This is a genomic window from Psychrobacter sp. HII-4 (genome assembly GCF_904846595.1).
In the GTDB taxonomy this organism is placed as follows: Bacteria; Pseudomonadota; Gammaproteobacteria; order Pseudomonadales; family Moraxellaceae; genus Psychrobacter; species Psychrobacter celer.
This window is the reverse complement of the sequence record NZ_CAJHBJ010000001.1, coordinates 266018-289337: the sequence shown is the minus strand read 5'-3', so window position 1 is coordinate 289337 and position 23320 is coordinate 266018. Positions and strand designations below refer to the sequence as shown.

At 47.0% G+C, this 23320-nt stretch carries 18 protein-coding genes; 12 read left to right on the top strand and 6 right to left on the bottom strand.

Annotated elements, in window-relative coordinates; genetic code table 11:
* Nucleotides 1-490 precede the first annotated feature (490 nt).
* The 3 genes from minC to JMX98_RS01245 all read right to left on the bottom strand — a co-directional run bounded on the left by minC (nucleotide 491) and on the right by JMX98_RS01245 (nucleotide 3800).
* Complete coding sequence (gene minC, locus JMX98_RS01255; protein ID WP_201583912.1) at nucleotides 491-1327, bottom strand: septum site-determining protein MinC; 837 nt, start codon at nucleotides 1325-1327, stop codon at nucleotides 491-493.
* A gap of 135 nt (nucleotides 1328-1462) precedes the next feature.
* A complete protein-coding gene (locus JMX98_RS01250) occupies nucleotides 1463-2560 on the bottom strand; it encodes a hypothetical protein (RefSeq protein WP_201583910.1) in 1098 nt (365 codons plus the stop codon).
* Nucleotides 2561-2834: 274 nt separating this feature from the next.
* Nucleotides 2835-3800, bottom strand: coding sequence for an acyltransferase (locus tag JMX98_RS01245; RefSeq protein ID WP_201583908.1), 966 nt, complete (start codon nucleotides 3798-3800; stop codon nucleotides 2835-2837).
* Nucleotides 3801-4255: 455 nt separating this feature from the next.
* On the opposite strand from JMX98_RS01245, the gene JMX98_RS01240 reads away from it, so the two are divergent.
* From JMX98_RS01240 to JMX98_RS01210, 7 genes are all read left to right on the top strand, one after another.
* On the top strand, nucleotides 4256-4912 hold the full coding sequence (locus JMX98_RS01240) for an OmpA family protein (protein ID WP_201583906.1): 657 nt from the start codon (nucleotides 4256-4258) through the stop codon (nucleotides 4910-4912).
* A 305-nt stretch (nucleotides 4913-5217) separates the two neighbouring features.
* Nucleotides 5218-6678: an imelysin family protein gene (locus tag JMX98_RS01235; RefSeq protein WP_201583904.1), complete on the top strand. Its 1461-nt coding sequence runs from the start codon at nucleotides 5218-5220 to the stop codon at nucleotides 6676-6678.
* A gap of 272 nt (nucleotides 6679-6950) precedes the next feature.
* Complete coding sequence (locus tag JMX98_RS01230; protein WP_201583902.1) at nucleotides 6951-8612, top strand: di-heme oxidoredictase family protein; 1662 nt, start codon at nucleotides 6951-6953, stop codon at nucleotides 8610-8612.
* A gap of 95 nt (nucleotides 8613-8707) precedes the next feature.
* Nucleotides 8708-9856, top strand: a complete 1149-nt coding sequence (locus tag JMX98_RS01225; protein WP_201583900.1) for an imelysin family protein — start codon at nucleotides 8708-8710, stop codon at nucleotides 9854-9856.
* Between the two features lie 3 nt (nucleotides 9857-9859).
* Complete coding sequence (locus JMX98_RS01220; protein ID WP_201583898.1) at nucleotides 9860-11443, top strand: DUF1513 domain-containing protein; 1584 nt, start codon at nucleotides 9860-9862, stop codon at nucleotides 11441-11443.
* 69 nt (nucleotides 11444-11512) lie between these two features.
* A complete protein-coding gene (locus tag JMX98_RS01215) occupies nucleotides 11513-12139 on the top strand; it encodes a M48 family metallopeptidase (protein ID WP_227679925.1) in 627 nt (208 codons plus the stop codon).
* A 117-nt stretch (nucleotides 12140-12256) separates the two neighbouring features.
* Nucleotides 12257-12859, top strand: a complete 603-nt coding sequence (locus tag JMX98_RS01210) for a methyltransferase domain-containing protein (protein WP_201583895.1) — start codon at nucleotides 12257-12259, stop codon at nucleotides 12857-12859.
* Here the strand turns inward: JMX98_RS01210 and JMX98_RS01205 are convergent.
* Nucleotides 12840-13508: a hypothetical protein gene (locus JMX98_RS01205; protein WP_201583892.1), complete on the bottom strand. Its 669-nt coding sequence runs from the start codon at nucleotides 13506-13508 to the stop codon at nucleotides 12840-12842. The two genes, JMX98_RS01210 and JMX98_RS01205, sit on opposite strands and share 20 nt — an antisense overlap.
* Nucleotides 13509-13562: 54 nt before the next feature.
* The gene (locus tag JMX98_RS01200; protein WP_201583888.1) at nucleotides 13563-14471 is read right to left on the bottom strand and encodes a hydrogen peroxide-inducible genes activator; all 909 of its coding nucleotides are present in this window, start codon (nucleotides 14469-14471) and stop codon (nucleotides 13563-13565) included.
* 293 nt (nucleotides 14472-14764) lie between these two features.
* Here JMX98_RS01200 and ahpC point away from each other — a divergent pair, with 293 nt between their 5' ends.
* Nucleotides 14765-15331, top strand: coding sequence for an alkyl hydroperoxide reductase subunit C (gene ahpC / locus JMX98_RS01195; RefSeq protein WP_201583885.1), 567 nt, complete (start codon nucleotides 14765-14767; stop codon nucleotides 15329-15331).
* 398 nt (nucleotides 15332-15729) lie between these two features.
* Here the strand turns inward: ahpC and JMX98_RS01190 are convergent, their stop codons facing one another.
* Nucleotides 15730-15978 (bottom strand): YdcH family protein, encoded by a 249-nt coding sequence (locus JMX98_RS01190; RefSeq protein ID WP_075100410.1) that lies wholly within the window; start codon nucleotides 15976-15978, stop codon nucleotides 15730-15732.
* Nucleotides 15979-16388: 410 nt separating this feature from the next.
* Between JMX98_RS01190 and ahpF the strand changes: the two genes are divergently transcribed.
* From ahpF to hsdR, 4 genes are all read left to right on the top strand, one after another.
* Nucleotides 16389-17966 carry an alkyl hydroperoxide reductase subunit F gene (ahpF, locus tag JMX98_RS01185; protein ID WP_201583882.1) on the top strand — a complete coding sequence of 526 codons (1578 nt, stop codon included), beginning with the start codon at nucleotides 16389-16391 and terminating at the stop codon, nucleotides 17964-17966.
* Nucleotides 17967-18252: 286 nt separating this feature from the next.
* Nucleotides 18253-19710, top strand: coding sequence for an N-6 DNA methylase (locus JMX98_RS01180; RefSeq protein ID WP_201583879.1), 1458 nt, complete (start codon nucleotides 18253-18255; stop codon nucleotides 19708-19710).
* Nucleotides 19707-20822 (top strand): restriction endonuclease subunit S, encoded by a 1116-nt coding sequence (locus JMX98_RS01175; protein WP_201583876.1) that lies wholly within the window; start codon nucleotides 19707-19709, stop codon nucleotides 20820-20822. Before JMX98_RS01180 ends, JMX98_RS01175 begins: the two co-directional genes overlap by 4 nt.
* Nucleotides 20819-23194, top strand: coding sequence for an EcoAI/FtnUII family type I restriction enzme subunit R (gene hsdR / locus JMX98_RS01170; protein ID WP_201583873.1), 2376 nt, complete (start codon nucleotides 20819-20821; stop codon nucleotides 23192-23194). The genes JMX98_RS01175 and hsdR overlap by 4 nt, the downstream gene beginning before the upstream one ends.
* Nucleotides 23195-23320: the final 126 nt, after the last annotated feature.

Below are 23320 nucleotides of genomic sequence, written 5' to 3'. Positions count from 1 at the left end.
ATTATAAAAAATAGCGCACGCTTATATCGTTCACTGTAAATATAAGCACTACCTGCGAAAGTAGCCTAGCATAAATAAACAAAAATTTATAGCAGGTCTATACGGCAGTAAATAATCTGTATCAGTCGCCCTGCACACCATCAGATGCCAGTGTATTTATATCTAAACGACGATACCGAGTTCAATACCAACATCAATACCAGTATGACTCGTGCTATGGCACCTCTCTATAGCCTATAGACCGGCGTAACATAAACGCCTTAATAGATGATATAACGAGCGCTGATGAATAGGGTAAATAGTGGCAGAGCCAGCAATTCATCATAGAGCAGTTTTGTTAAATAAACTTACAGTACTATTAAAGCGGTCATTATCTATAGCGAGACTGCCAATATCGTAGCATTATTTGTCGCCAGCCATGTTTTTATTTGCGCGGACGTTTACAAGCCAGAGCTGCTGGTATTGCGGCTGGCATTTTTGTCTACTAGCGCTATACATCATCCATGACTGTAAATACTAAACCTTCTCCTTCGACAAACCGCACTTGTACTGATTTGTCGATCACGTGCTCAGGTAGGTTGTCGCGCAGGCAGTAAGTGCCAGCGACCGATACCAATGAGGGGTTAAAGACTTGACAGAAGATACGCGCGTCTTTGTCGCCGGTGGCACCTGCTACGAGACGGCCTTGCGCACGCCCATATACGTGTAGGCTGTTGTCAGTGATGGCTTCAGCGCCGCTATTGACGCTATTAGTCAAAATCAAATCGCCGCCCACATGATTGAGGCTTTGGCCTGAGCGTAGCATTTGGTCATAAATAAGGCTGGTGATTTGCTCAGCGCTAACCAATGTCTCAGCGGCAACATCAGCGAGCGTTGTCTCAGTGGTAGCGGTGCTATCTGTCGCGGCGTTGTCTTCTGGACTGCTGGCCGCGCTTGATTCAGCAGGTTGGTCTGCGGTGACTTGCTGACGCTGGGTCGCTGGTTTTTTGGTCGGTAAGATGCGCTCAATACGCTTGCCATCAGCAGGAAAAATGGCCAAACGAAGCTCACGCGCCTGTGCATCCAGCAAACCTGTGACGACACCGATGGGCTGTAGTCCCCACGACCATAGCAGCTCTACCAAAGCAGAGAGATCCTGCTCGACCTCGCTATCGATAAGGACTGGGATATTGCTCGATTTACCGCTGAGTGTGGCTGCAAGCTGAGCTTCGATAGCACTGAGATCATCTGTGCCAAACTGCAAACGCGAAAAGGTCAGCATCTTGCCATAAAACGCCAACGCTGGTGCGGCGCTTGGGCCTTGGGTGCCATTATCTAAAACTGTCATATATCAATCCTCAAGAGATAATCTTGTCGCTGTCTTTACCGTACTATGTATTGTCGTGTCATACGCTGTATGACTCAGTGATGCTGTGTGATACCAGTCTTTATCTGGCATTGGGCTGATGGTCAAATGTATCGCTCAAAGGTTGAGCATGTCTTGATGTTTCCACTGCTGGACTTTTACCTGTGCTTCAAACTCCGTCAAACTGTCGTCGATAATACTAGAGATTAAAGTGTCCAGTGCGCTGTTGTCGGTGTCTATTTGCGCAATACCACTGGCAATGGCCACCATCAACTCATCTAAGCGTTCAGGGTCTAGCAGACGTTTATTGAGAGCGTACACGACGTTTTCCCCAATATTGTGCCCGACATGCTGTAGCTGCGACTCAATCAGGCTGCCAGCGATGGGTATCATGCGCAGATAACGACGCAGCTCAGGCGTATTGGCCAAGCCTTCTTCGATGGCGCCGCCCATCTCACGGGCGAGTATGCTGCCGCCGCCTGAGGCTGCAGTCAGTGCCTGTAGTTTGGGCACCAGCTCTGTGCGCAGCACGGAGAGTACCGCAGCTTCTATCTCACGACGATTGCGCGCTATCGTGGACTCGATAAAGGATTTGTGTGTTTCAGGATTGGTCAGCTGCTGCCGAAAGTTTTGGATGGTGGTCAGTATCACGCGATCAGACAGCTCTTCTAATAAGAGGTCAATATAAAACTTGATGCGATTGATCCAAGGCTGCGGCAGTACTTGATAGCCAAGCTGATACAGACGGCGGCCAATGATGACAGCACGAAACAAGCGCAGCGCGCGCAGCTGCGGAAAACAGCCAAGCACTTCATACCAATGCACAAAAGGAAAAAAGAACCAGCGATAATATACGTTGTCTTTGATTGCAATTGCCCAGCGTAGCAACAGCTCTGCGATCAAAAATATCGTAAAAAACCCACCAGCGGTACGCAAGGGGTCGTGTAAGGTGTTTTGATACCAAAGCAGCGCCTCACTGATGCGCAGCCACTCTGCGACATGACTGCTAAAATTGCTCATCAAAATCGCATCGATACTGATCAACAACAGATCAATACTGATGGCCACGATCATCACAATGTCATAAGCCAGCTTTGCGCGGTTTGGCTTTGGCCGATTGGGGCGACTGGGCGGCGGATGATCAGGTAGCCGAGTCGACTGATTGGGCACAGAGGCTGTGTTCAGCTGCGAGCTAGGAGTAGATGAGGCGGGCACAGTCAGACCTTATTAATGATGAAATGATAAAGGGTACAAAGCATAGGTGAGATAGACGGCGTACGATACATACATCCTCACCATCAGCGGATCATGACTCACATTATCAATGAATAGGACTAAAAAACAACCCATCTTTTATGATATCGGTCGCTTGCAATAAAAACGATACGTGAATGCCAATAGCGTGGCTCGCCGCGCAAGACCAGCCACCAGTGATTTGACTGCTATTTAGCCATCATGCAGCATTCAATTATTATGAAGTACTCAAGTATTATGAAGTATGGTCAGCGGCAGGGTTGTGCTCAAAATCTGCTAACATGTCGCTGATGCGCTGATCTTTGTCGCGCCAAACTTGCTCAATCCACGCAAACATTTGTGCTTTTACTTGCTCATCGTTTTCGTAGCCGCCGCGTTTAATCCCAGCAAACAGCTCAGCTGGGATGTCTAGGTATCTGACGTCAACGCCTAAGCGTTTGATATTGCCTTTCCACAGATCGCTGTAGGTAGGGACGCCATCAGGATACACGATGGTCATATCCAGCAGGCCATCAATCTCACTGCCCAGTGCATTGATGGCTAAAGAGAGTCCGCCTGCGCGTGGTTTGAGCAAATGTGTATAAGGAGATTTTTGCTGTTCGTGTTTGGCTTGGGTAAAGCGCGTGCCCTCTAGGTAATTTAACAACGTGAAGGGCTTGTCTTTTAACAACGCGCAGGCACGTTTGGCTTCCTCGATATCTTGGCCTTTTAGGGCGGGGTTTTTTGCCATTGCTTCTTTTGAGTGTCGGCGCATCATTGGGAAGTCTAAAAAGTAAAACGCCTGACCCACGATTGGGATATAAATCAGCTCAAACTTGGTAAAAAACCGTGTGAGCGGCAAGCGTTTTTCGCTGATGTATTGGACAATGCTGGTATCGACCCAAGACTGATGGTTGCTAATGAGCAGATATTTGCCCTCAGTATTGACGTCGTCGGGCAGGCTGATCCGCCAGTCCTTACGCGGCAACATGTTATCAATCAAGGCATTATTGCTACTGATCCAGTGGTTGGTGATTTTGATGACGGTTTTATCGGCGATCGGCGCGCCGGTGATGATTTTGCCCACGCCCATTAACCATAAAGGAATACTACCAACGAAGCTGTTGGCTGCAATGACGCCCGTCGCCGTCGCAAGCGAGACCGCTTTTCCGAGCTTAGGGCTGCGCTTATGTATTTTTTTGATAGTAGATGTCAGTCGCATGCTAAATCCTTTTCAATCGGTATTGTTGGGATATTTATGGTCCACCGCTTAAGACAAAAGGTATGGTGAAGTAAGTTCATATACGAAGTGATTTTAGCAGAAAGCACTCATAGTGTACGAGTGTAAACGTGACTTACGATAACAAGTTTTGAGATGAGGGTGATAGTCGGCGTGAGAGTGAATGATTTTGTGGGTAAAGAATTTTTTTATGATTATCAGGGCTCATGATTAAAAGATATCGTAGCAAAAAAAAACCGCACAAAGTCCTGTCTTTTTTAATAGTATATTCTGCACTTTTCATACATAGGTGTGACAAAATATTACACATAATGAGATTGTAATTGCCATAATGATGATGAGTGTATACAAGCACCTAAATAAGATTGATGGAAAAATCTTTATAAAAAGCACAATTTATTTGTCATTTTAATGGTTTAAACTTAAGAGGAAATATTATGCATAACAAATTAATGATTGCGGCAGTGGCTTCAGGCTTAGCATTAAGCGGTTGTACCACTGACCCTAACACTGGACAACAGCGTCTAAACAAAACCGCTCTAGGTACGTTAGCGGGTGCAGCTGGCGGCGCGGTAGTATCGAAAGCGACTGGCGGTGAGAAGACTGGCCGTGATGCGGCTATCGGTGCTGCACTGGGTGCTGGCGTCGGTTACTACATGGAGCGTCAAGCCAAGCAGCTTGAGCAGCAAATGGCAGGTACAGGCGTGACGGTTGAGCAAAACCCAACGACAGGTAACATCGACCTTGTCATGCCAGGCAACATTACCTTTGCTTTTGATGATGCGACCCTAAGCTCATCTTTCAAGCCAACGCTTGATAAGCTGGCCTCGACCATGAACCAGTATAACAAGACCACGGTAAACATCGCAGGTCACACAGACAGCCGAGGTTCAGCCTCTTATAATATGGGTTTATCACGTGACCGCGCTTATTCAGTAGCCAACTACCTAACAGCACGCGGTGTGTCTGCTAATCGTATCAATGTAGTGGCTTACGGCGAGTCTCGCCCAGTTGCGGACAACAGCACTGACTATGGTCGCCAGCAAAACCGCCGCGTTGAGTTGACCATCAACTCGCCACAGAGCGTTAACTAATTTATCGTTCTATCGATAAGTAAAATAGTTATAATAAATAGATCGATCATAAAAGAGTCAGCGAATTGCTGGCTTTTTTTATGCCTAATATCAGACTATCACCATCGCCGTGAATGCTGATGTAAAATTAAATATTGATAATGATTATCAATAACCCTATAATTCATAGAGGTTTTAGATAAATGCCGTAACATAAGCGCAATAACCGATACTGACTTTATCTACATTATGATATATAGATAAAGTCAGTACGCGCTGTGGCACTGACGACGATTTTTTCTTTTGTAATATCTTTGAGGATGTGTATGACGATTACCACAGGAACGAGCCGTAAGATTTTCCCCACCGCTTTGGCTGCTGCGCTGGCAGGGTTATTAATGGTGTCGGGTTGCACCAAACAAACCGACGAAAATGCCGAGACAAGTGCAGAGAGTCAAACAGAAGTACAAAGCGCAGAGTCAGTGGACAGCGGCGAGCTATCGGCGACCGATCAGGCACATACTGACAGATTGATAATCAGCTATGCCAATATGGCTCATGCCGCCTACAAAGACTCACTTGAAACGGCTAAAGCGCTACAAAAGGCGGTAGAGACCTATGTAGAGACGCCCACTGAAGCCAATCTAGAGGCGGCAAAAGCAGCTTACAAAACGGCGCGTCAGCCATACTCTCAGACAGAGGTTTTCCGTTTTGATGAAGGGTTTGTGACGGCCAATGATAAGCGCGCCATCGGTAGTGTCGATGGCTGGGAAGGTCAGGTCAATGCGTGGCCACTTGATGAAGCTTTGATCGACTATGTCAGCGATAGCTACGAAGGCGAGTACAACAGCCAAGACAATATCATCAATAGCGACAGCATCACGGTCGGTAGTATCAAACAAGATACCAGCAATATTACACCTGAGTTACTGGCAGATATGAATGAGATAGGCGGTAGTGAAGCCAATGTCACCACAGGCTATCATGCGATTGAGTTTATGCTATGGGGCCAAGACACCAACGGTGTCAGCGCAGGGGCAGGAGAGCGCCCTGTGACTGACTATGTCACCGAAGCTGGACAATGCACCAGCGGTGATACAGTCAATGAAGACGCCAGTATCTGTGAGCGTCGCGGTGAGTTCTTAAAAGCGGCAGCGCAGTTGCTGGTAGATGACCTCACAGCGATGGAAGCCGAGTGGCAGCCTGAGAGCGAAAACACTCTACGTAGCGATCTGATGGCGCGTAAATACGACAATGGCCTACGTCAAATCATGTATCAAATGGGCAGCTTGGCTTTAGGTGAGCTGGCCTCTGAGCGCATGCAGGTCGCGTTTGTGACGGGCTCTACTGAAGATGAGCACGAGTGCTTTAGTGACTTAACTCACCTAAGCTATGCCAATAACGCACGCGGCATTCAAAACGTCTTTAATGGCAGCTATAAGACTGTCGCTGGCAAAACCATCGGTGGCTACGGTGTCAAAAACTATCTGATCGATAGTGGTCATCAAGAAGCGGCTGATAAGCTGACTGCTGACTTTAAAAAGGTCGAAGACGCTTTTAATGTCATCGTAGAAAAAGGCGAAAAAGAAGGCATCAAGGTCGATCAGATGATTGCAACGGTCGGTCAAGCGAGCAAGCATGATATCTCAGCAGAAGAGCAAAACAAACGCCGCGGCTGGATCGAGGCGGGTATCACAAGTCTGCAAGCGCTAACAGATGGTATCGAAAATGCGGCAAAAGCAGTCGGTATCGATAACTTAGACGCGGACGCTGGCTCACAGTTTTAAGCGATTGACTTCTCTCACATAGAATAATTTCATGATGTCGATTATGTTTTACAAGTCATGAAAAGCTGACGGAAGATCTGTTTGTAAAAGGACAAGTTATATATAATACATGCGTTGTTAACGACCGTTAGCAACGTATTTTTACGTGCAATAAAATAGGTCAGACGTTGATTTATAGCGTCGATGTATTTTTATACCGTTATATTGATAAGAAGAAATACTGTTATAGCCAGCCATTTTAATGGTTCTACTTGAGAACTAAGGCAACACCTATGAGCGTCATTCCTGCCAAACCCTCTGCTTTCCCTTTCTTTTCTTCAAGCTTACAAGGTACATCGTTGAAACTTGCGCTCACCGTCGCAGGTGCAATCGCCATCAGCGCTTGTCAGCCCACGGATAGCACGTCAGACAGCGCATCGACCAATAAAAACCCCAATGACACTGCCGTTGCAAGTGGCGAAGGCGCGTCCGCTTTGACGCCCAAACGCACGCAAACTGTGGAAGCGCTGGCTGGCGTGCCGATGCAGCAGCTGGTGACATTTGACCCGCAAGAGATCAAACAAGGTGGCGACACCGGCATTAGCATTACCAGTAGCGAGAGTTACTCCAAACCCTCATCCAATCTGTCGGCCTCACGTAAGGGCAGTTTTTTTATTGGTAATGCGTTTTTTCGTCAGCCGTGGGTGGTCGCACCTGCCAGTACCGATAGCCGTGATGGTCTGGGAGCATTGTTTAACGTCGCGGCTTGTCAGTCTTGTCATATCAAGGATGGCCGTGGCCATGCACCGATGAGTAGTGAGGACGATGCCGATAGCTTGCTGATTCGTTTGGCGATGCCAGCGACCACCGATGAGGAGCGAGCGCAGCTGCAAAACTCGCTGATCGAAAAAGTCGTGCATCCGATGTATGGCGGCCAGCTACAAGATCGCGGTATTCAGGGCGTGCCTGCTGAAGCAAGAATCGCGGTGCAGTGGACAGACAAGCCCGTCACTTTCGCTGATGGTCACGTCGAAACACTGCGCGCGCCCACCTTTCATCTGACTAACCCAGGCTATGGCGCGTTTGATGATGAGATGATGGTATCGCCGCGCGTGGCCTTGCCGATGATTGGGCTTGGACTGTTGGAACAAATACCTGATGACGATATCAAAAAACAAGCCGTCGATAATGACAGCGCTGATATCAGTGGCAAGTTTAACTGGGTCATGGATCCACAGACGGGCAAAACCGCGTTGGGACGCTTTGGCTGGAAAGCAGGACAAACCAAGCTTTTGACACAGAACCAAAGTGCTTTTAATGAAGACATGGGGCTGACCTCAAACATCCGTCCTCATGAGTCCTGCATGCCTGCGCAAACGGCGTGTGTCAATGCAACCACGGGCGCTGATGAGCAAGGCGGTGGTAAGCCGCCGGTGGAAGTCAATGACGAGGTGGCCAAGTTTGTGGAGTTTTATACGCGCAATCTGGCTGTCCCGCATCGCCGCAATGCCGAGGATAAGCTGGTACTCGCTGGCAAAAAACGCTTTTATGATATGGGCTGCCAAAGCTGCCATACCCCGCGCTATCAGTTGCCAAAAACCGACGATGACCATCTTGAGCAGCACGGACAAGTGATTTATCCTTATACTGATTTGCTGTTGCATGATATGGGCGACGAGCTTGCTGATCGGACGATCGCTGGTAAGCTGCCGCCCAAAGACGCGCAAGTAGAGTTTTTGGCCAACTCTTATGAGTGGCGAACGCCGGCTTTATGGGGTATTGGTCTTGCCCAAACGGTCGATCCGCAAGCGACGTTTTTGCATGATGGCCGTGCACGCACCTTGATGGAAGCAGTACTATGGCACGGCGGCGAGGCCGAAAAACAAAAACAAAAAGTCCTACAGTTAGATAAGCAAGGACGAGCTGAATTGACAGCGTTCTTGCAGTCGCTATAAATTGCTTGACCAAAGGCTTGTGGGCAAAGGGTGCGCTCTTAGCAAACGACCAATAAACAATTGATAAAACCACTCATACAAATACCGAGAAACTTATGAAAATAAACCCTGCTGTAGCAATGGCACTGTCTGCTTTGAGTGCGGGCCTGCTGATCAGCTGCGTCAAACCTGCAGATGAAAACAAAGTGCCAGACTCTGAGGGTCAAGAAGTCGCGCAAGATAGCGCTGCTACGCCTTCTGGAGATGACAAAAATAACAGTACAGAGCGTATCGCTGCTGTCGATATCAGCGCTGAGACAGAAAAGACCTATCTGACCCATGTGGCAGATGACCTCGTCATTCCTGCCTATGCCGATGCGGCGCGTCAAAGTGAGCTGCTGCATAAGCTGGCAAAAAAGCACTGTCAGTCAGGCGCAGTCAGTGGTGATGAGCTGCAAGCGCTGCGGGATCAGTGGCTGGTGCTGGCACAAGCGTGGGCGCGCGCTGAGATGATCAACTTTGGGCCTGCCACCGCTAGCATGAGCAACCTATATATCAACTACTATCCTGATGAGCGCAGGCTGGTGCATAGCGGTGTGGCTGATTTGATCGCAGCCAATCCAAAGCTCACCGCAGAGCAGCTCGCTGATGAGAGTGCTATCGTGCAAGGGGTGCCAGGACTAGAAGAAGCCCTGTACGCCAATGATCGCTTGGATGCGGGGCAGTGTGCTTATGTGCTAAGCGCCAGTGATGCCTTGAGTACGCGCCTACAAAACATCGAAAAAAACTGGCAAAAAAATGCGACAATGCTGTTGGCGATTGATAAAACAGATGATAGCGATCAGGGCTTAAATCAATGGTTCAATTCGTTATTGTCATTGGTTGAGACCATGAAATCTAACGCCATTGACCAGCCTTTGGGACTGACCGGCAAAGCCAAAGGTCATGTGCCAGCCGCCACCGCTGGCCAAAGCCGCGCCATTATCAATGCCAAATTAGCCACGTTAAATGAGGCGCTGACCGACCCTGTCCTGACGGCAATCCTCGGCAGTAATAATGAAAACAACGTCGCTGATACGCTATCGACTGCCTTAGCAGATGCCACCACGCTATTGGCGCAGATGCCAGAAGATATCGCCACGGCTGATAAAGCAACGCAGCAAGAATTGTATGACCATCTGACCACCATTACTCGTATTATCAAGCGCCAGTTGATACCGGCACTCGGTATCCGTGTGGGCTTTAATAGTACCGATGGCGATTAAATAATGCGTAAGCGTAATGACGATACCCATAACCGAGCTTTACTATCGAAAGATAGCAATCAGTCTCGCCGCGAGCGACTGACGTCCGCTGTCATGACGACGCTCGCTAGCGTCACAGGTACGGCGGCGCTGGTCGCTGTCCATCATCATTATCGTAAACGCCGGCAGCCCGATGCAAGCTTGCAAGATTACGTGATCGGTGTCCGTGCGCAGTGGCAGACATGGCAGCTGAGCAGTAGCTCAGAACCACAACCGTCAGGGCAGCCTAAGTGGTCAAAGCTAGCACGCTTTTGCCACGCTTGCCAGCAGGCGGCAGTGACATGGCAGCGAGCCTATCGGCAGCCTTATCCAGATAACGCTGATAACAACACTATATCTGATTTGGCTGCAGTGCATACCACCACCATGATGGCACGCCCCGTGTGCTGGGTAAGTGGGGTGGCATCTATGCCAAAAAACCTCACTGCCACTGACCACTCTGATGGACAGTCTGACAATGACTTTGGCGTCGTCGGTATAGACGCTAATAGACAGATCGTTTGGCAGGCCACCATGCCTGAGCGTGTCCATGATATCGTCGTACAGCCGTCTGTCGATGGGGTGCTTGATACAGATACCCAGTACGATATGCAATATAATAAAAACAACCACCATGCGCACCGCGATGTCGTGGTGATGGGGCGTCGCCCTAGTGAGAAGTTTTGGGTGCTTGATACTGCCACAGGGCAGGTCAAGACAGCTATTCAAGCGGCAAACCATCGACATTTTTATGGTCATGCCTGCTATAGCTTAGATGCCCAGCGTTTGTATGTGACCGAAAACGATACGGTGAGCCTCGATGGCAAAATCGGTGTCTATGATGCGACTGATGACTATCAGAAAATCGCAGAATTTGATGCTTTTGGTATCGGCCCGCATGAACTGGTGATGCATCCTGATGGCGACACACTGGTGATCGCCAATGGCGGTATCAAAACCGAGCGTGCCTCACGAGAAGAGCTAAATCTCGATAGCATGCGCCCGTCATTGGTGTATCTCAATCGTCATACGGGCGCGTTGCTGGAGCAGGTCGTCCCAGCGCACAACCAGATGAGCGTGCGTCATCTCGCCATGCATAACGATGGCAGGGTGATGATTGGTATTCAGTTTCAAGGAGATAAGCATATCAATGTGCCCTTGGTACTGACGCATCAGCGCGGCGATGCTGACTTCGAGCCGCTCACCATGCCTAATGATGAGTGGCAGCGCTTTCATCAGTATATCGCCAGCGTCGCCGTCGACAGTGTGCATGATTTACTATGCGTCACCACCCCAATTGGCGGCTGTGCGGCGATTTATGATCTAAATACGCGGCAGCTGATCGATGATGTCAGTTTGCCAGATTGCGCGGGCGCGTCGGTGTTGGCTGATGAGAAAAAAGCAGGTTTTATCGTGAGTGATGGGCAAGGGCGGCTAACGACATTGGAGGTGAAGACGGCATCGACAGCAGCGTCAGCCGCCAACACATCGCTAGATGCCGCTTGGCAAGTGAAGAGCGACAGCAAATGGCATAAAATGTCTTTTGACAATCATTTGCAAGCGCTGTAACGGCGATAAGTGCTAAATAATAAAGCAAGAATGTAAGTATGAAGGAGGTAGGCCATCAGTTTACATGCGGTGAGACAACATCTTGCGCAGGCAGGAATAGAGCTACAAGTCCATAAAAAACGCGTCAAAAACATCAATTTTCGCTTAAAGCCGTACACATTGATGGTCTCCGCACCGTCTTTTATCAGTACCACGCAAATCGAGCAAGCCATTGCCAAACGTGTGTCTTGGGCAATCGACAATCATGCACAAGTCTTAGAGCAGCACCAGCGTAAACATCGTCCTTTAGCGGACGCTTCAACGGCCGACAGCCCTATTTTACTTTGGGGTGCCGAGCAATCTATCACACTCAGCCATGATAAAAAACTGGCCTATTACCGTGAGCAGCTTGCGGCTATCATGCCGTCATTGTTTGACAAATGGCAACCTGTGGTCGGTGCCTATGCCAATGAGATACGCCTAAAAAAGATGCATACGCGCTGGGGCAGCTGCAACACGCGCGCGCGTCGTATTTGGCTGTCTGTGTATCTGCCTGCCTACCCGATTGAATGCACCGAATATGTCATCGTCCATGAGCTGTGTCACCTGCACCATGCCAACCATAGCCATGAGTTTTGGCAAACGGTGGCGACCGCGATGCCAGACTACTGGTATTGGCACGATATGCTAGCAGGCAAGACAGGGCAGTTGGATTAAGAATGGTATGGTCAATCCTATATAAAAACGACCATAATACTGACTAAAATACTGATATGATAATCTATAACAGTACAAAACGTATTATTTAAAATAATCATCAAGGATAAATATAATATGGAAAATGTCAGTCAAGCCGAGTTTTGGCAGCAGCGCTACGAGCAAGACAGTACCGGTTGGGATATGGGACAAGTGTCGCCACCGCTAAAAGCCTATATAGACCAGTTGCCTGAATCTGCTAAGGCGCAGGCTATTTTGGTGCCAGGAGCGGGGAATGCTTACGAGGTAGGCTATTTGCATGAGCAAGGCTTTACCAATGTAACGCTGGTGGACTTTGCTCCAGCGCCCATCAATGACTTTGCCAAGCGCTATCCTGACTTTCCATCTGAGCATTTAGTTTGTGCCGACTTTTTTGAGTTATCGCCTACGCAGTATCAGTTTGATTGGGTACTTGAACAGACGTTTTTTTGTGCCATTGACCCTTCACGCCGCGATGATTATGTCAAAAAAATGGCCTCACTGCTCAGACCACAAGGTAAGCTGGTTGGCGTGTTGTTTGATGTCGATTTTGGCCGTGATGAGCCGCCCTTTGGTGGTACAAAAGAAGCGTATCAGCAGCATTTTGCCAGCCATTTTGATATAGATATTATGGAGCGCTGCTATAACTCACATCCCGCACGGCAAGGCAGAGAGCTATTTATTAAGCTGCAAGCAAAGTAAGCTCGCGTTGGATGTTCGCTCGTGCTGGCGTCTCAAGCCGCTCATAGTAATAGCAAGTTAGATAAAGCTTTGGATGCGCCAATAGTCTGTTTAATACCGCCATGCGTCCTGTACGATATTCGGCTAATGGCACATGGCTATACTCTTTGCGCACCGCTTGCGCATAGCGCTCGTACTGTGGCCAAGGCGCAGCCAAAATGCTTAAATCCATATCCAATAGATAAGCGGCATCATTGATTTTGTCAGGGTCGGATAGCCCCGTAAGTTGATGGTTGGTCGTCATCATGATCAGCGCATAGAGGTGCTCGCACTGCTCAGCGCAAAGATACGGGCGTAACGTCTCTGCTGCGTACTCGGCGCTTTTTCGCTCATTGTCTGTACGCAGCGGGTCGTATACCACATCATGATAAAACAGGGCTAATGCGATAATATGAGGCTCATTAAGCTTATGCTTTATTTGCTCAAACTGTCCAAACAATTGCTGCAAGTGGCGTAAGGTATGATAAGCGCGCTGATTTTCGTTATAGCGAGTAGCGATATCTTGCCACAGCGCATGGACTGTCGCCGGCTTGATATCGCTATTTATCGCAGATAAGTGCCGGGCAAAATAATGACCAGAATTAAGGGTTATTTGCGAAAATTGGCGCATACCTCACCTAAGTTGCTTTGCTTATGACTATTCATTACGGCTAAGTCCTGCAGCTTAGCTCTTATTGGCCGCTTCTTCTAATGCTTGTTTAAACACATTACCCAGCAGATTTACGTCATCGACCCGCGCATAGTTTAAACGCGTGACAAAGGCGATATGACGATGCGGTCCGGCCTCGGAAAGTGGCACAGCGACCGCGTTTTGGTTATGTAGATGCAGCTGATCGAGCGCCATTTCAGGGACCAGCGTCGTACCCATATTCGCTAGCGCCATCTGAATTAGGGTGTTTAGACTGGCATCAGAAAAACTTGATTTCATCTCAGCGCGATCGAAATGACAGACGGATAAGGTTTGATCGGTCAAGCAGTGTCCTTCACCGAGGAGCATCAGATTCGCGGTCGCTAGCTCATCAGAGCTAATGCTATCAAGATTGGCGTGTACATCATCTTTGGGGAATACCGCAAAAAAGTCCTCACTCCAAAACTCAAAACTGTGTAGCCCATCGACGGCATAAGGCAAGGCAATAATAGCAGTATCGATATGACCATAGCGTACCTGCTCGAGTAGGCGCTCGGTTTGCTGCTCGATGATGGTCATGCGAAATTCAGGATGATGCGCGCGAAGAGCGGGCAGTACTTTAGGCAATAGATACGGCGCAATCGTTGGAATGATGCCAACCGTCATCGGATAAGCTAGCGGCGCTTGATGACTATGAGCGCGAGTAGTGAGATCATGGACCTCAGAAAATATACGCTGAGCGCGTGTCAAGATATCTTGCCCAATCGGGGTGATCAGCACTTGCTTATTGTTACGCTCAAAAATCTGCGTATCTAGCTGTTTTTCGAGCTCAGCGATACCGAGACTCAGCGCAGACTGCGAGATATTACACTCTTCGGCCGCGCGCTTAAAATGGCGGTGTTTGGCAACGGCTAAGGCAAACTCAAGTTGACGTAAAGTAATCATAAAACCTCTCTATTTATGGGCTTTTTAATGCTATCTTGTCAGATGATTGATGTCGGATACTTGCTTACTATCAGGCCAGCATACACGCGTACAGCACTGATGATAAAAACTAGAGATAATAGTTTAACAAGTTTAATAAAACAAAACATCACATTAAAAACTTTTAACTGGATTAACCATGAAATTCGCGTATAGTTTGTCATGTAGCCCACAGAGTTAAAGGCTTGGTAAAAACAGCCAACTCTATCATCACAATGTAACTTAAAACACTGTAATCAAAAAAGGAGCCAATCATGGCAGCTATTATCAATCAAGAAATCCCAGAATTCTCAACAGAAGCGTTTGTAAACGGTGAGTTCAAAACCATCACTTCAGAAGACGTAAAAGGCAGCTGGGCTGTGTTTATGTTTTACCCACACGACTTTACTTTTGTTTGCCCAACTGAGCTTGAAGACATGGCAAACCATTACCAAGAGCTAAAAGACTTAGGCGTAGAAGTGTACTCAGTATCAACTGACACGCATTTTGTGCACAAAGCATGGCACGACTCTTCAGAAGCGATTGGTAAAGTCACTTTCCCAATGCTAGGTGATGGCACTGGTAAAATCACTCGTGGTTTTAACATCATGATCGAAGAAGACAACGCTGCTCTTCGCGGTACTTTCATCGTCGATCCAGATGGCATCATTAAAGTTGCTGAAATCCATGACCTAGGCATCGGCCGTAGCGCAAAAGACGTGGTCCGTAAAGTAAAAGCCGCTCAGTACGTTCGTGACAACGACGGCGAAGTTTGCCCAGCCGCTTGGGAGCAAGGTCAAGCAACCCTAAAACCAAGCCTTGATTTGGTTGGTAAAATCTAAGTAGTCGATTGACCTCTTAGATAACGTTATGGCACTGGCGATTAATTATGTTTAGAGTCAGTATCATATAGACAAAGACCCTATCAGCAGATGTTGATAGGGTCTTTTTTCACTTGCATTTACAGCTTTGACACCAGATTTTACCAAATTCTATTTTCGGTTATTTATGCTGATAACAGGCTTTGCCCGGCTCGCAAAAACAACAACAGCCAAGCCCTGAGGTACTACCGCGCGACTATCCAGATGGCAAGCTGGCTGGCAAAGTCGCGATCAAGCGAATTGAAGACACGCCGTAGTTATATGTAGTTATATTGTGAAACAAAACCCCCATCAGCAAAAATTGATGGGGGTTTATATGATTAAAAAATATTTGTATTTTTGCCCTAGGGCGTGTGGTGCTAAGCCTGAGACTGTAGTTTGTTTTTATCGATGATTTGATAAATCTCATCTTTTAAATGCAGCTTTCGTCGTTTCATTTGCTCGATTTCGTCTTCACGGCTGGTATGTTTGACTGTGTCTTTTTCCAGCTGATTGATTTGCTGATCCAGCATGGTGTGCTCATCAAAAATGCTGGCAAAGTGACTGTCTTTTTGTTTTAGCTCGCTGATGATCTCTCGGTTATCTTGCCATGTATCAGTCTTTCTCATATTGTCATCCTTGTTATGAAGCGCCAGCTTGCCACAAACACCAGCAAGATGAGCGCATGATCGTGAAGATTGCTGTAATGGTGAGACTTGAGTTTGATGTAGGCAAATAAGAACTCTTCCCATTCGCCTCATTTGATTGTAGCGAAAAAACCGCCTTGATACCATGGTAATCCGCCAAGGGTTGTTTTAATATTGATTATGTTTAATGGTTTACGATTGGTTTTATAAAACGTAAGGTTTGAGTTTCTCAGCTTGCCCAACATGCCTAAACCCATGATAATAGAGACATCAAAGGGCATAAACCAAATGCCCAGTCGCTTTTTTATAACACAAACAGCCACAAAAAAACTGTATTTGAACAGGTAATGCGACAGTTGCCGTTACATATCCAATAATGATGGGGAACAAACATGATAGATCAAAATTTATTAGATGCGATCAAAAACTATAGCGAAAACATGACTCGTCCGATTACCTTTGTATTGGGTAGCGGTGAGCACGAAAAACGCAGTGAGTTGATTGATTTTTTGAGTAAAATCGCAGGCACGACTGATAAGATCAATTTCGATGCACAAGCCACTGACGACAGCCTGCCAAGCGCGATCAGCTTTGCGATTTATAGCCATATCGATGGCGCGCTAAGTGATACGGGTATCGTCTTTAGCGGTATCCCAGGTGGCCATGAGTTTACCTCGCTGGTTTTGGCAATCTTGCAAGCCGGCGGTCACACGCTGAAGTTAGATGAGGGTATTCAAAAACTGATCAAACGCTTTAATAAGCCGTTGCATTTCCAGACTTATGTCTCGTTGTCTTGCCACAACTGCCCAGAAGTGGTGCAAGCGCTTAACCAATTTGCGATACTCAACGATGATATCAGCAACGAGATGATCGATGGTGCGTTGTTCCAAGAGCAGGTCGAGGCAAACAATATTCAAGGCGTGCCAGCGGTTTTCTTAAACGGTAAGCCATTTGCCAATGGTCTGATCGATACGGCAAAGCTCATCGAAAAACTGCAAGAGCAGTTCCCTGACTTGCTAGCAGAGGCAGGCGCTGACGAAGACCAATTAGAGCAACAAGATGTCACCATCATCGGTGCTGGTCCTGCTGGGGTTGCCGCCGCGATTTATACTGCGCGTAAAGGCCTTAAAGTCACCATGGTCGCTGACCGTATTGGCGGACAAGTAAAAGACACGCAAGACATTGAAAACCTGATCTCTGTACCGTTGACCACGGGTAACGAGTTGTCAGCCAACTTTGAAAAACACTTGCGCGAGTACAACATCATCTTAAAAGAGCACGTCAGTGTCAAAGAAATCGGTGAGACGGCTGAGGAAAACTACAGCATTCATCTAAATACCGGTGAGAGCTTTGAGACGCGCAGCATTATCCTTGCGACCGGTGCCCAGTGGCGTAAGCTTGGTGTGCCAGGCGAAGAAGAAAACATCGGTCAAGGCGTGGCTTACTGTGCTCACTGTGATGGCCCGTTCTTTAAAGGTAAAGACATCGCCGTCATCGGTGGTGGTAACTCAGGTGTCGAGGCAGCACTGGACTTAGCGGGTATTGTCAATCATGTGACGGTGCTTGAGTTTGCAGACGACCTCAAAGCCGATCAGGTGCTGATTAATAAAGCCAAAGAAAAAGACAATATCGAGTTTATCACCAATGCGGCCACTCAAGAGATTAAAGCGACTGACAATAAGGTAACGTCTATCGTTTATCAAGATCGCAGCACCGGTGAGATCCATGAGCGCGATTTGTCAGGGGTGTTTGTTCAGATTGGTCTTGTGCCAAACACGGATTTTGTCAAAGGCTTTGTCGATCTAAATCGCTTTGGTGAGATTGAAATTGATGAGCGCTGCCGCACTGACCGCAAAGGCATCTTTGCTTGTGGTGACGTGACCACAGTGCCCTTTAAGCAGATCAATATCGCGATGGGTGAGGGTAGTAAAGCAGCATTATCAGCGTTTGAATACTTGGTTATGCAGTAAGCTTAAAAAGTAAACCATAAAAGCCACCTCAGCTAGAGATAGCTGGGGGTGGCTTTTTTTGTGATAAGTTTTGTAGCTCATTGCGCCATTTGTCTATAGCCAACTGGACTTGGAGTATCGCGCCTACTTTATCTAACCTATCCACGCTATCTAAACTATTTTAATGATATCACCGATTAAGCATCATACTACTATTGACCTATAAGCCCATTTAAGCAACTATAGTCGTGCTGATAGCAACAGACCGCATACCTCTTTTGCAAAATAAAAAATAAGACGCTGATTTATGAATTTTGAACAAGCCTTTAAAAATATTGACGATCTACTCTATAAAGACTCAGGCGCAGATAGCGAGCTGGACTACATCGGTCAGACCTCTTGGGTGATGTTCCTGCGGTATTTGGACGAGCTTGAGCAAGATAAAGCCGATGAGGCAGAGCTGCGCGGCGAGGACTACTCGTTCATCTTAGAGGACAAGTACCGCTGGCCGAATTGGGCGATGCCAAAAGATACCGACGGCAAGCTTGATCATCATACTGCGATGACAGGACCTGATTTGGTGCAGTTTATCGATTATGAGTTATTTCCGTACTTAGCGGCGTTCAAAAAGACCGCTGACAATCCCAAAACCATCGAATATAAAATCGGTGAGATATTCTCTGAGCTCAAAAACAAAATCCAAAGCGGCTATATCTTGCGTGAGATATTGGAGTATGCCGACGCGCTGCCGTTTCGAGCGTCAAAGGACAAGCACGAGCTAAGCCATCTGTATGAAACCAAGATTAAAAACATGGGTAACGCGGGGCGTAATGGCGGGCAGTATTACACGCCAAGACCGCTGATCCGTGCCATGATTCAAGTGATCGACCCAAAGATTGGCGAGACCATCTATGACGGGGCGGCGGGTTCGTGCGGCTTCTTATGTGAGTCCTACGAGTATCTGTATGAGCGCATGGACAAAACCACAGGCAATCTAAAAACCCTGCAAGAGGATACGCTATACGGTAAAGAGAAAAAGAACCTCGCCTATGTCATCGGTATCATGAATATGATACTCCACGGTGTTGAGGCGCCCAATCTGGTGCATACCAATACGCTGAGCGAGAGCATCCGTGATATTCAAGAAAAAGACCGCCATCATGTGATATTGGCCAATCCACCATTTGGCGGTAAAGAGCGCGCTGAGGTGCAGCAAAACTTCGATATCAAAACCGGTGAGACGGCATCCTTATTCTTACAGCACTTTATCAAGAGTCTCAAGACCGGTGGCCGCGCCGCTATCGTTATCAAAAATACCTTTTTGAGTAATACTGATAATGCCTCGACGGCACTACGAGAGCATCTATTAAATAGCTGTAATCTGCACACTGTTTTGGATATGCCCGCAGGGACATTTACCGGCGCTGGGGTCAAGACGGTGGTGCTGTTCTTCACCAAGGGCGAGCCGACCAAAGATATTTGGTACTATCAGCTCGATGCTGGCAGGAATATGGGCAAGACCAATCCGCTCAATGATAACGATATGGCAGAGTTTTTGGCATTACAAAAAAACAAACCTGAGACCGAAAAATCTTGGACTTATAATGTCAATGAGCTAGACGAGGCGACGTTAGATTTATCCCCCAAAAACCCAAATCTGCCTGAGGAAGCGCCGCTACGCCGTCCAGAGGAGATACTCGCCGAGATGCAAACGCTAGACGAAGAAACTAATGAAATATTGGCTCAGATTAAGGAGCTGATATGAAAAAGGGTTGGGAAGTTAAGAGTTTAGGTGAAGTCTGTGAAAATCTAGATAGTAAAAGAGTACCTATTACAAAAAGTAAAAGAGTGTCTGGTGATATTCCATACTACGGTGCAAGTGGTATAGTTGATCATGTAGCTGACTATATATTTGATGAAAGATTGCTATTGGTTTCGGAAGATGGTGCAAATTTATTAGCACGAACCTATCCTATAGCCTTTTCTATTGAAGGTAAGACATGGGTTAATAATCATGCTCATGTTTTAAAATTCGTTAATTTAACTACTCAGCATTTCATTGAATATTTTCTTAACTCCATAAAACTGGATAGATATATTAGTGGAATGGCTCAACCTAAACTGAATCAGAAGTCGCTTAATTCAATTATTGTTCCAATTCCACCCCTAGAAGAACAAAAACAAATCGTCGCCATCCTTGACGACGCGTTTGCAGCCATCGAGCAAGCGCAAGCCATTATCGAAAAAAATATCGACAATGCTAAAGAGCTGTTTCAATCCAAACTTAATGATATTTTTAGTCAAAAAGGTGAGGGTTGGGAGGAGAAGAGTTTGGGGGATATTTGCGAGAATCTAGATAGCAAAAGAAAACCAATAACAAAAAATAAGCGTATTTCAGGAGATATTCCATATTATGGTGCTTCTGGCATAGTTGATCATGTTGCTGATTATTTATTTGACGAAGATTTACTGCTAGTGTCAGAAGATGGAGCAAACCTATTAGCAAGAACTTATCCTATTGCTTTTTCTATCTCTGGAAAAAACTGGGTAAACAATCATGCTCATGTGCTTCGATTCAAAAATATATCCTCTCAATATTTTGTTGAATATTATTTGAATTCCATAAAACTTAATGATTATGTCAGTGGTATGGCTCAACCGAAATTAAACCAAAGAAATTTAAATTCGATAAAAGTTCCTTTTCCAAACCTTGAAACACAAGAAAAAATAGTTGGTAAACTAAATAGGCTAATTGATTGTAATAGAGAGCTTGTAGCTATATACCAACAAAAACTCACCAACCTCGAAGACCTAAAAAAATCCCTGTTAGAACAAGCCTTTGCTGGTGAGTTGACCCATAAGGATATGCCCGCATGAACGAAGCGCAAACCAAACATGACCTTATCGAACCCGCCTTACGCGCAGCAGGCTGGGGCGTGGTCGAGGGCAGCCGTTTGCGTTTGGAGTTTCCCATCACCAAAGGTCGCCTCATTGGTCAAGGCCGCCGCGCCAATGCCTTATTTGCCGACTACGTGCTGGAGTACAAAAACCGACAGATCGGCGTGATTGAAGCCAAAAAAAGAGAAGACTATTATACTCAAGGACTCGGGCAGGCCAAAGACTATGCCGAGCGCCTAAATATTCGCTTTACCTACTGCACCAATGGCGTACAGATTTATAGCGTCGATATGCAGCAAGGGGTGGAGGGTGAGGTTTTAAGTTTTCCAAGCCCTGATGAGCTGTGGGAGATGACTTATCCCGCCCCCATAGATGACGAAAAAATCGAGATTGCCAACTGGCAGCAGCGCCTATTTGCCACCCCCTTTGAAGACCGCGGCGGCACGTGGCAACCGCGCTACTATCAGCAAAACGCCATTGCCAAAGTGCTGGACGCCATCGCCGCCAAGCAAGACAGAATCCTGCTCACTCTAGCGACTGGTACTGGCAAAACCGCCATCGCCTTTCAGATTGCATGGAAGCTGTTTCATGCCAAATGGAACCTAAAGCGCGATGGCTCAAGACGACCGCGCATCCTGTTTTTGGCCGATCGCAACATACTTGCCGACCAAGCCTTTAACGCCTTTAATGCCTTTGATGAAGACGCCTTAGTGCGTATCAAACCTAGCGAGATCAAAAAAACAGGGCGTATTCCCAAGAACGGCAGTGTGTTTTTTACCATTTTTCAGACCTTTATGAGCGGCCCTAACGACTCTCCGTATTTTGGTGAGTATGCGCCAGACTTCTTTGACTGTATTATCATCGATGAGTGTCATCGCGGCGGCGCCAATGACGAGAGCTCATGGCGCGCGATTATGGAATACTTCTCGCCTGCCGTGCAGCTCGGACTGACTGCCACCCCAAAGCGTGACGTCAATGCCGACACTTACGATTACTTTGGCGAGCCTGTCTATAGCTACAAGTTAAAAGAGGGCATTAATGATGGGTTTTTGACCCCGTTTAAGGTCAAAGAGATCGCCACCACCCTTGATGACTATACCTATACCTCCGATGACACGGTAGAGGGCGATATTGAAGAGGGGCGAGAATATGTTGAGGCCGACTTCAATAGAGTCATCGAAATCAAAGCGCGAGAAGAGTACCGCGTCAAGCTGTTTATGAGTTTGATCAATCAAAACCAAAAAACCCTGGTCTTTTGTGCGACACAAATTCATGCTGCTGCTATCAGAGATTTAATCAATCAATATGCTACGAGCAAAAGCACCAACTATTGCCACCGAGTCACCGCTGATGATGGCAAAATCGGCGAGCGCCATCTGCGCGATTTTCAAGATAACGAAAAGAGCATTCCTACTATTCTAACCACCTCACAAAAGCTCAGTACCGGCGTGGATGCGCCAGAGATTAGAAACATCGTCCTCATGCGTCCAGTTAACTCTATGGTGGAATTCAAACAAATCGTCGGTCGTGGCACGCGCCTGTTTGATGGTAAAGATTACTTTACGATTTACGATTTTGTCGATGCTCATAATCATTTTAGAGACCCTGAATGGGATGGTGAACCTATCGAGCCTGAAGATGAAAGGGGTGAGCCAAGACCCTGCAATATATGCGGCGAGCGACCTTGCATCTGTGAAAAACCAGAACCCGAAGCATGTATCGAATGTGGCAATATCCCTTGCGTCTGTGAAATACCGCCACGCAAGATGATCAAAGTAACGCTGTCTGATCACAAAACGCGCGAAATCGACTCTATGATCAAGACCTCGTTTTGGAGTCCCTCAGGCACGCCGATATCAGCGCTAGAGTTTATCGAGCAGCTCTTTGACGACTTACCAGCATTTTTTCATGATGAAGATGAGCTACGTAAAATTTGGAGCCTGCCAAGTACCAGACGCAAGCTACTGACCGACTTGAGTGAAAAAGGCTATACCGACTCTCAATTAAAGGACTTACAACACCTGATACATGGTGAAGACAGCGATTTGTTTGATGTCTTAAGCTATGTCGCTTATCACAAGGATCTCGTGCCTAGAGTCACGCGCGCGGATAAAGCCAAAATTTATTTGCATGACTACAGCAAAAATCAGCAGGACTTTTTGAACTTTGTGTTGCAGCAGTATGTGGATCAAGGGGTAAGCGAACTCGATGATGCCAAGCTTCCAGACTTATTAGAGCTCAAATACCAAGCCATTGCCGACGCAAAAAGAGAGCTTGGCGATATAAAGTCGATTCGAGAAACGTTTGTTAAATTTCAAGAGCACCTGTATGCAGTCAGAGAAGTCAGTTAAAGTATGTATATCTTAAAAACCTAGCTGCATCTGCTTGAACCAAAATATCGAGATGATCACAATGGCAAACGCCCATTCAGATCTGAACGGGCGTTTTTTGTTGCTATCACATGAGGTGCTTATGAA

Bases quoted from the DNA above. Each gene is read 5' to 3' on its own strand.
- ahpC (WP_201583885.1), top strand. From the start codon at position 14,765: ATGGCAGCTATTATCAATCAAGAAATCCCAGAATTCTCAACAGAAGCG.
- JMX98_RS01180 (WP_201583879.1), top strand. From the start codon at position 18,253: ATGAATTTTGAACAAGCCTTTAAAAATATTGACGATCTACTCTATAAA.
- JMX98_RS01205 (WP_201583892.1), bottom strand. From the start codon at position 13,508: ATGCGCCAATTTTCGCAAATAACCCTTAATTCTGGTCATTATTTTGCC.
- JMX98_RS01245 (WP_201583908.1), bottom strand. From the start codon at position 3,800: ATGCGACTGACATCTACTATCAAAAAAATACATAAGCGCAGCCCTAAG.
- ahpF (WP_201583882.1), top strand. From the start codon at position 16,389: ATGATAGATCAAAATTTATTAGATGCGATCAAAAACTATAGCGAAAAC.
- JMX98_RS01240 (WP_201583906.1), top strand. From the start codon at position 4,256: ATGCATAACAAATTAATGATTGCGGCAGTGGCTTCAGGCTTAGCATTA.
- JMX98_RS01220 (WP_201583898.1), top strand. From the start codon at position 9,860: ATGCGTAAGCGTAATGACGATACCCATAACCGAGCTTTACTATCGAAA.
- JMX98_RS01225 (WP_201583900.1), top strand. From the start codon at position 8,708: ATGAAAATAAACCCTGCTGTAGCAATGGCACTGTCTGCTTTGAGTGCG.
- JMX98_RS01190 (WP_075100410.1), bottom strand. From the start codon at position 15,978: ATGAGAAAGACTGATACATGGCAAGATAACCGAGAGATCATCAGCGAG.
- JMX98_RS01200 (WP_201583888.1), bottom strand. From the start codon at position 14,471: ATGATTACTTTACGTCAACTTGAGTTTGCCTTAGCCGTTGCCAAACAC.
- minC (WP_201583912.1), bottom strand. From the start codon at position 1,327: ATGACAGTTTTAGATAATGGCACCCAAGGCCCAAGCGCCGCACCAGCG.
- JMX98_RS01235 (WP_201583904.1), top strand. From the start codon at position 5,218: ATGACGATTACCACAGGAACGAGCCGTAAGATTTTCCCCACCGCTTTG.
- JMX98_RS01230 (WP_201583902.1), top strand. From the start codon at position 6,951: ATGAGCGTCATTCCTGCCAAACCCTCTGCTTTCCCTTTCTTTTCTTCA.
- JMX98_RS01210 (WP_201583895.1), top strand. From the start codon at position 12,257: ATGGAAAATGTCAGTCAAGCCGAGTTTTGGCAGCAGCGCTACGAGCAA.
- JMX98_RS01175 (WP_201583876.1), top strand. From the start codon at position 19,707: ATGAAAAAGGGTTGGGAAGTTAAGAGTTTAGGTGAAGTCTGTGAAAAT.
- hsdR (WP_201583873.1), top strand. From the start codon at position 20,819: ATGAACGAAGCGCAAACCAAACATGACCTTATCGAACCCGCCTTACGC.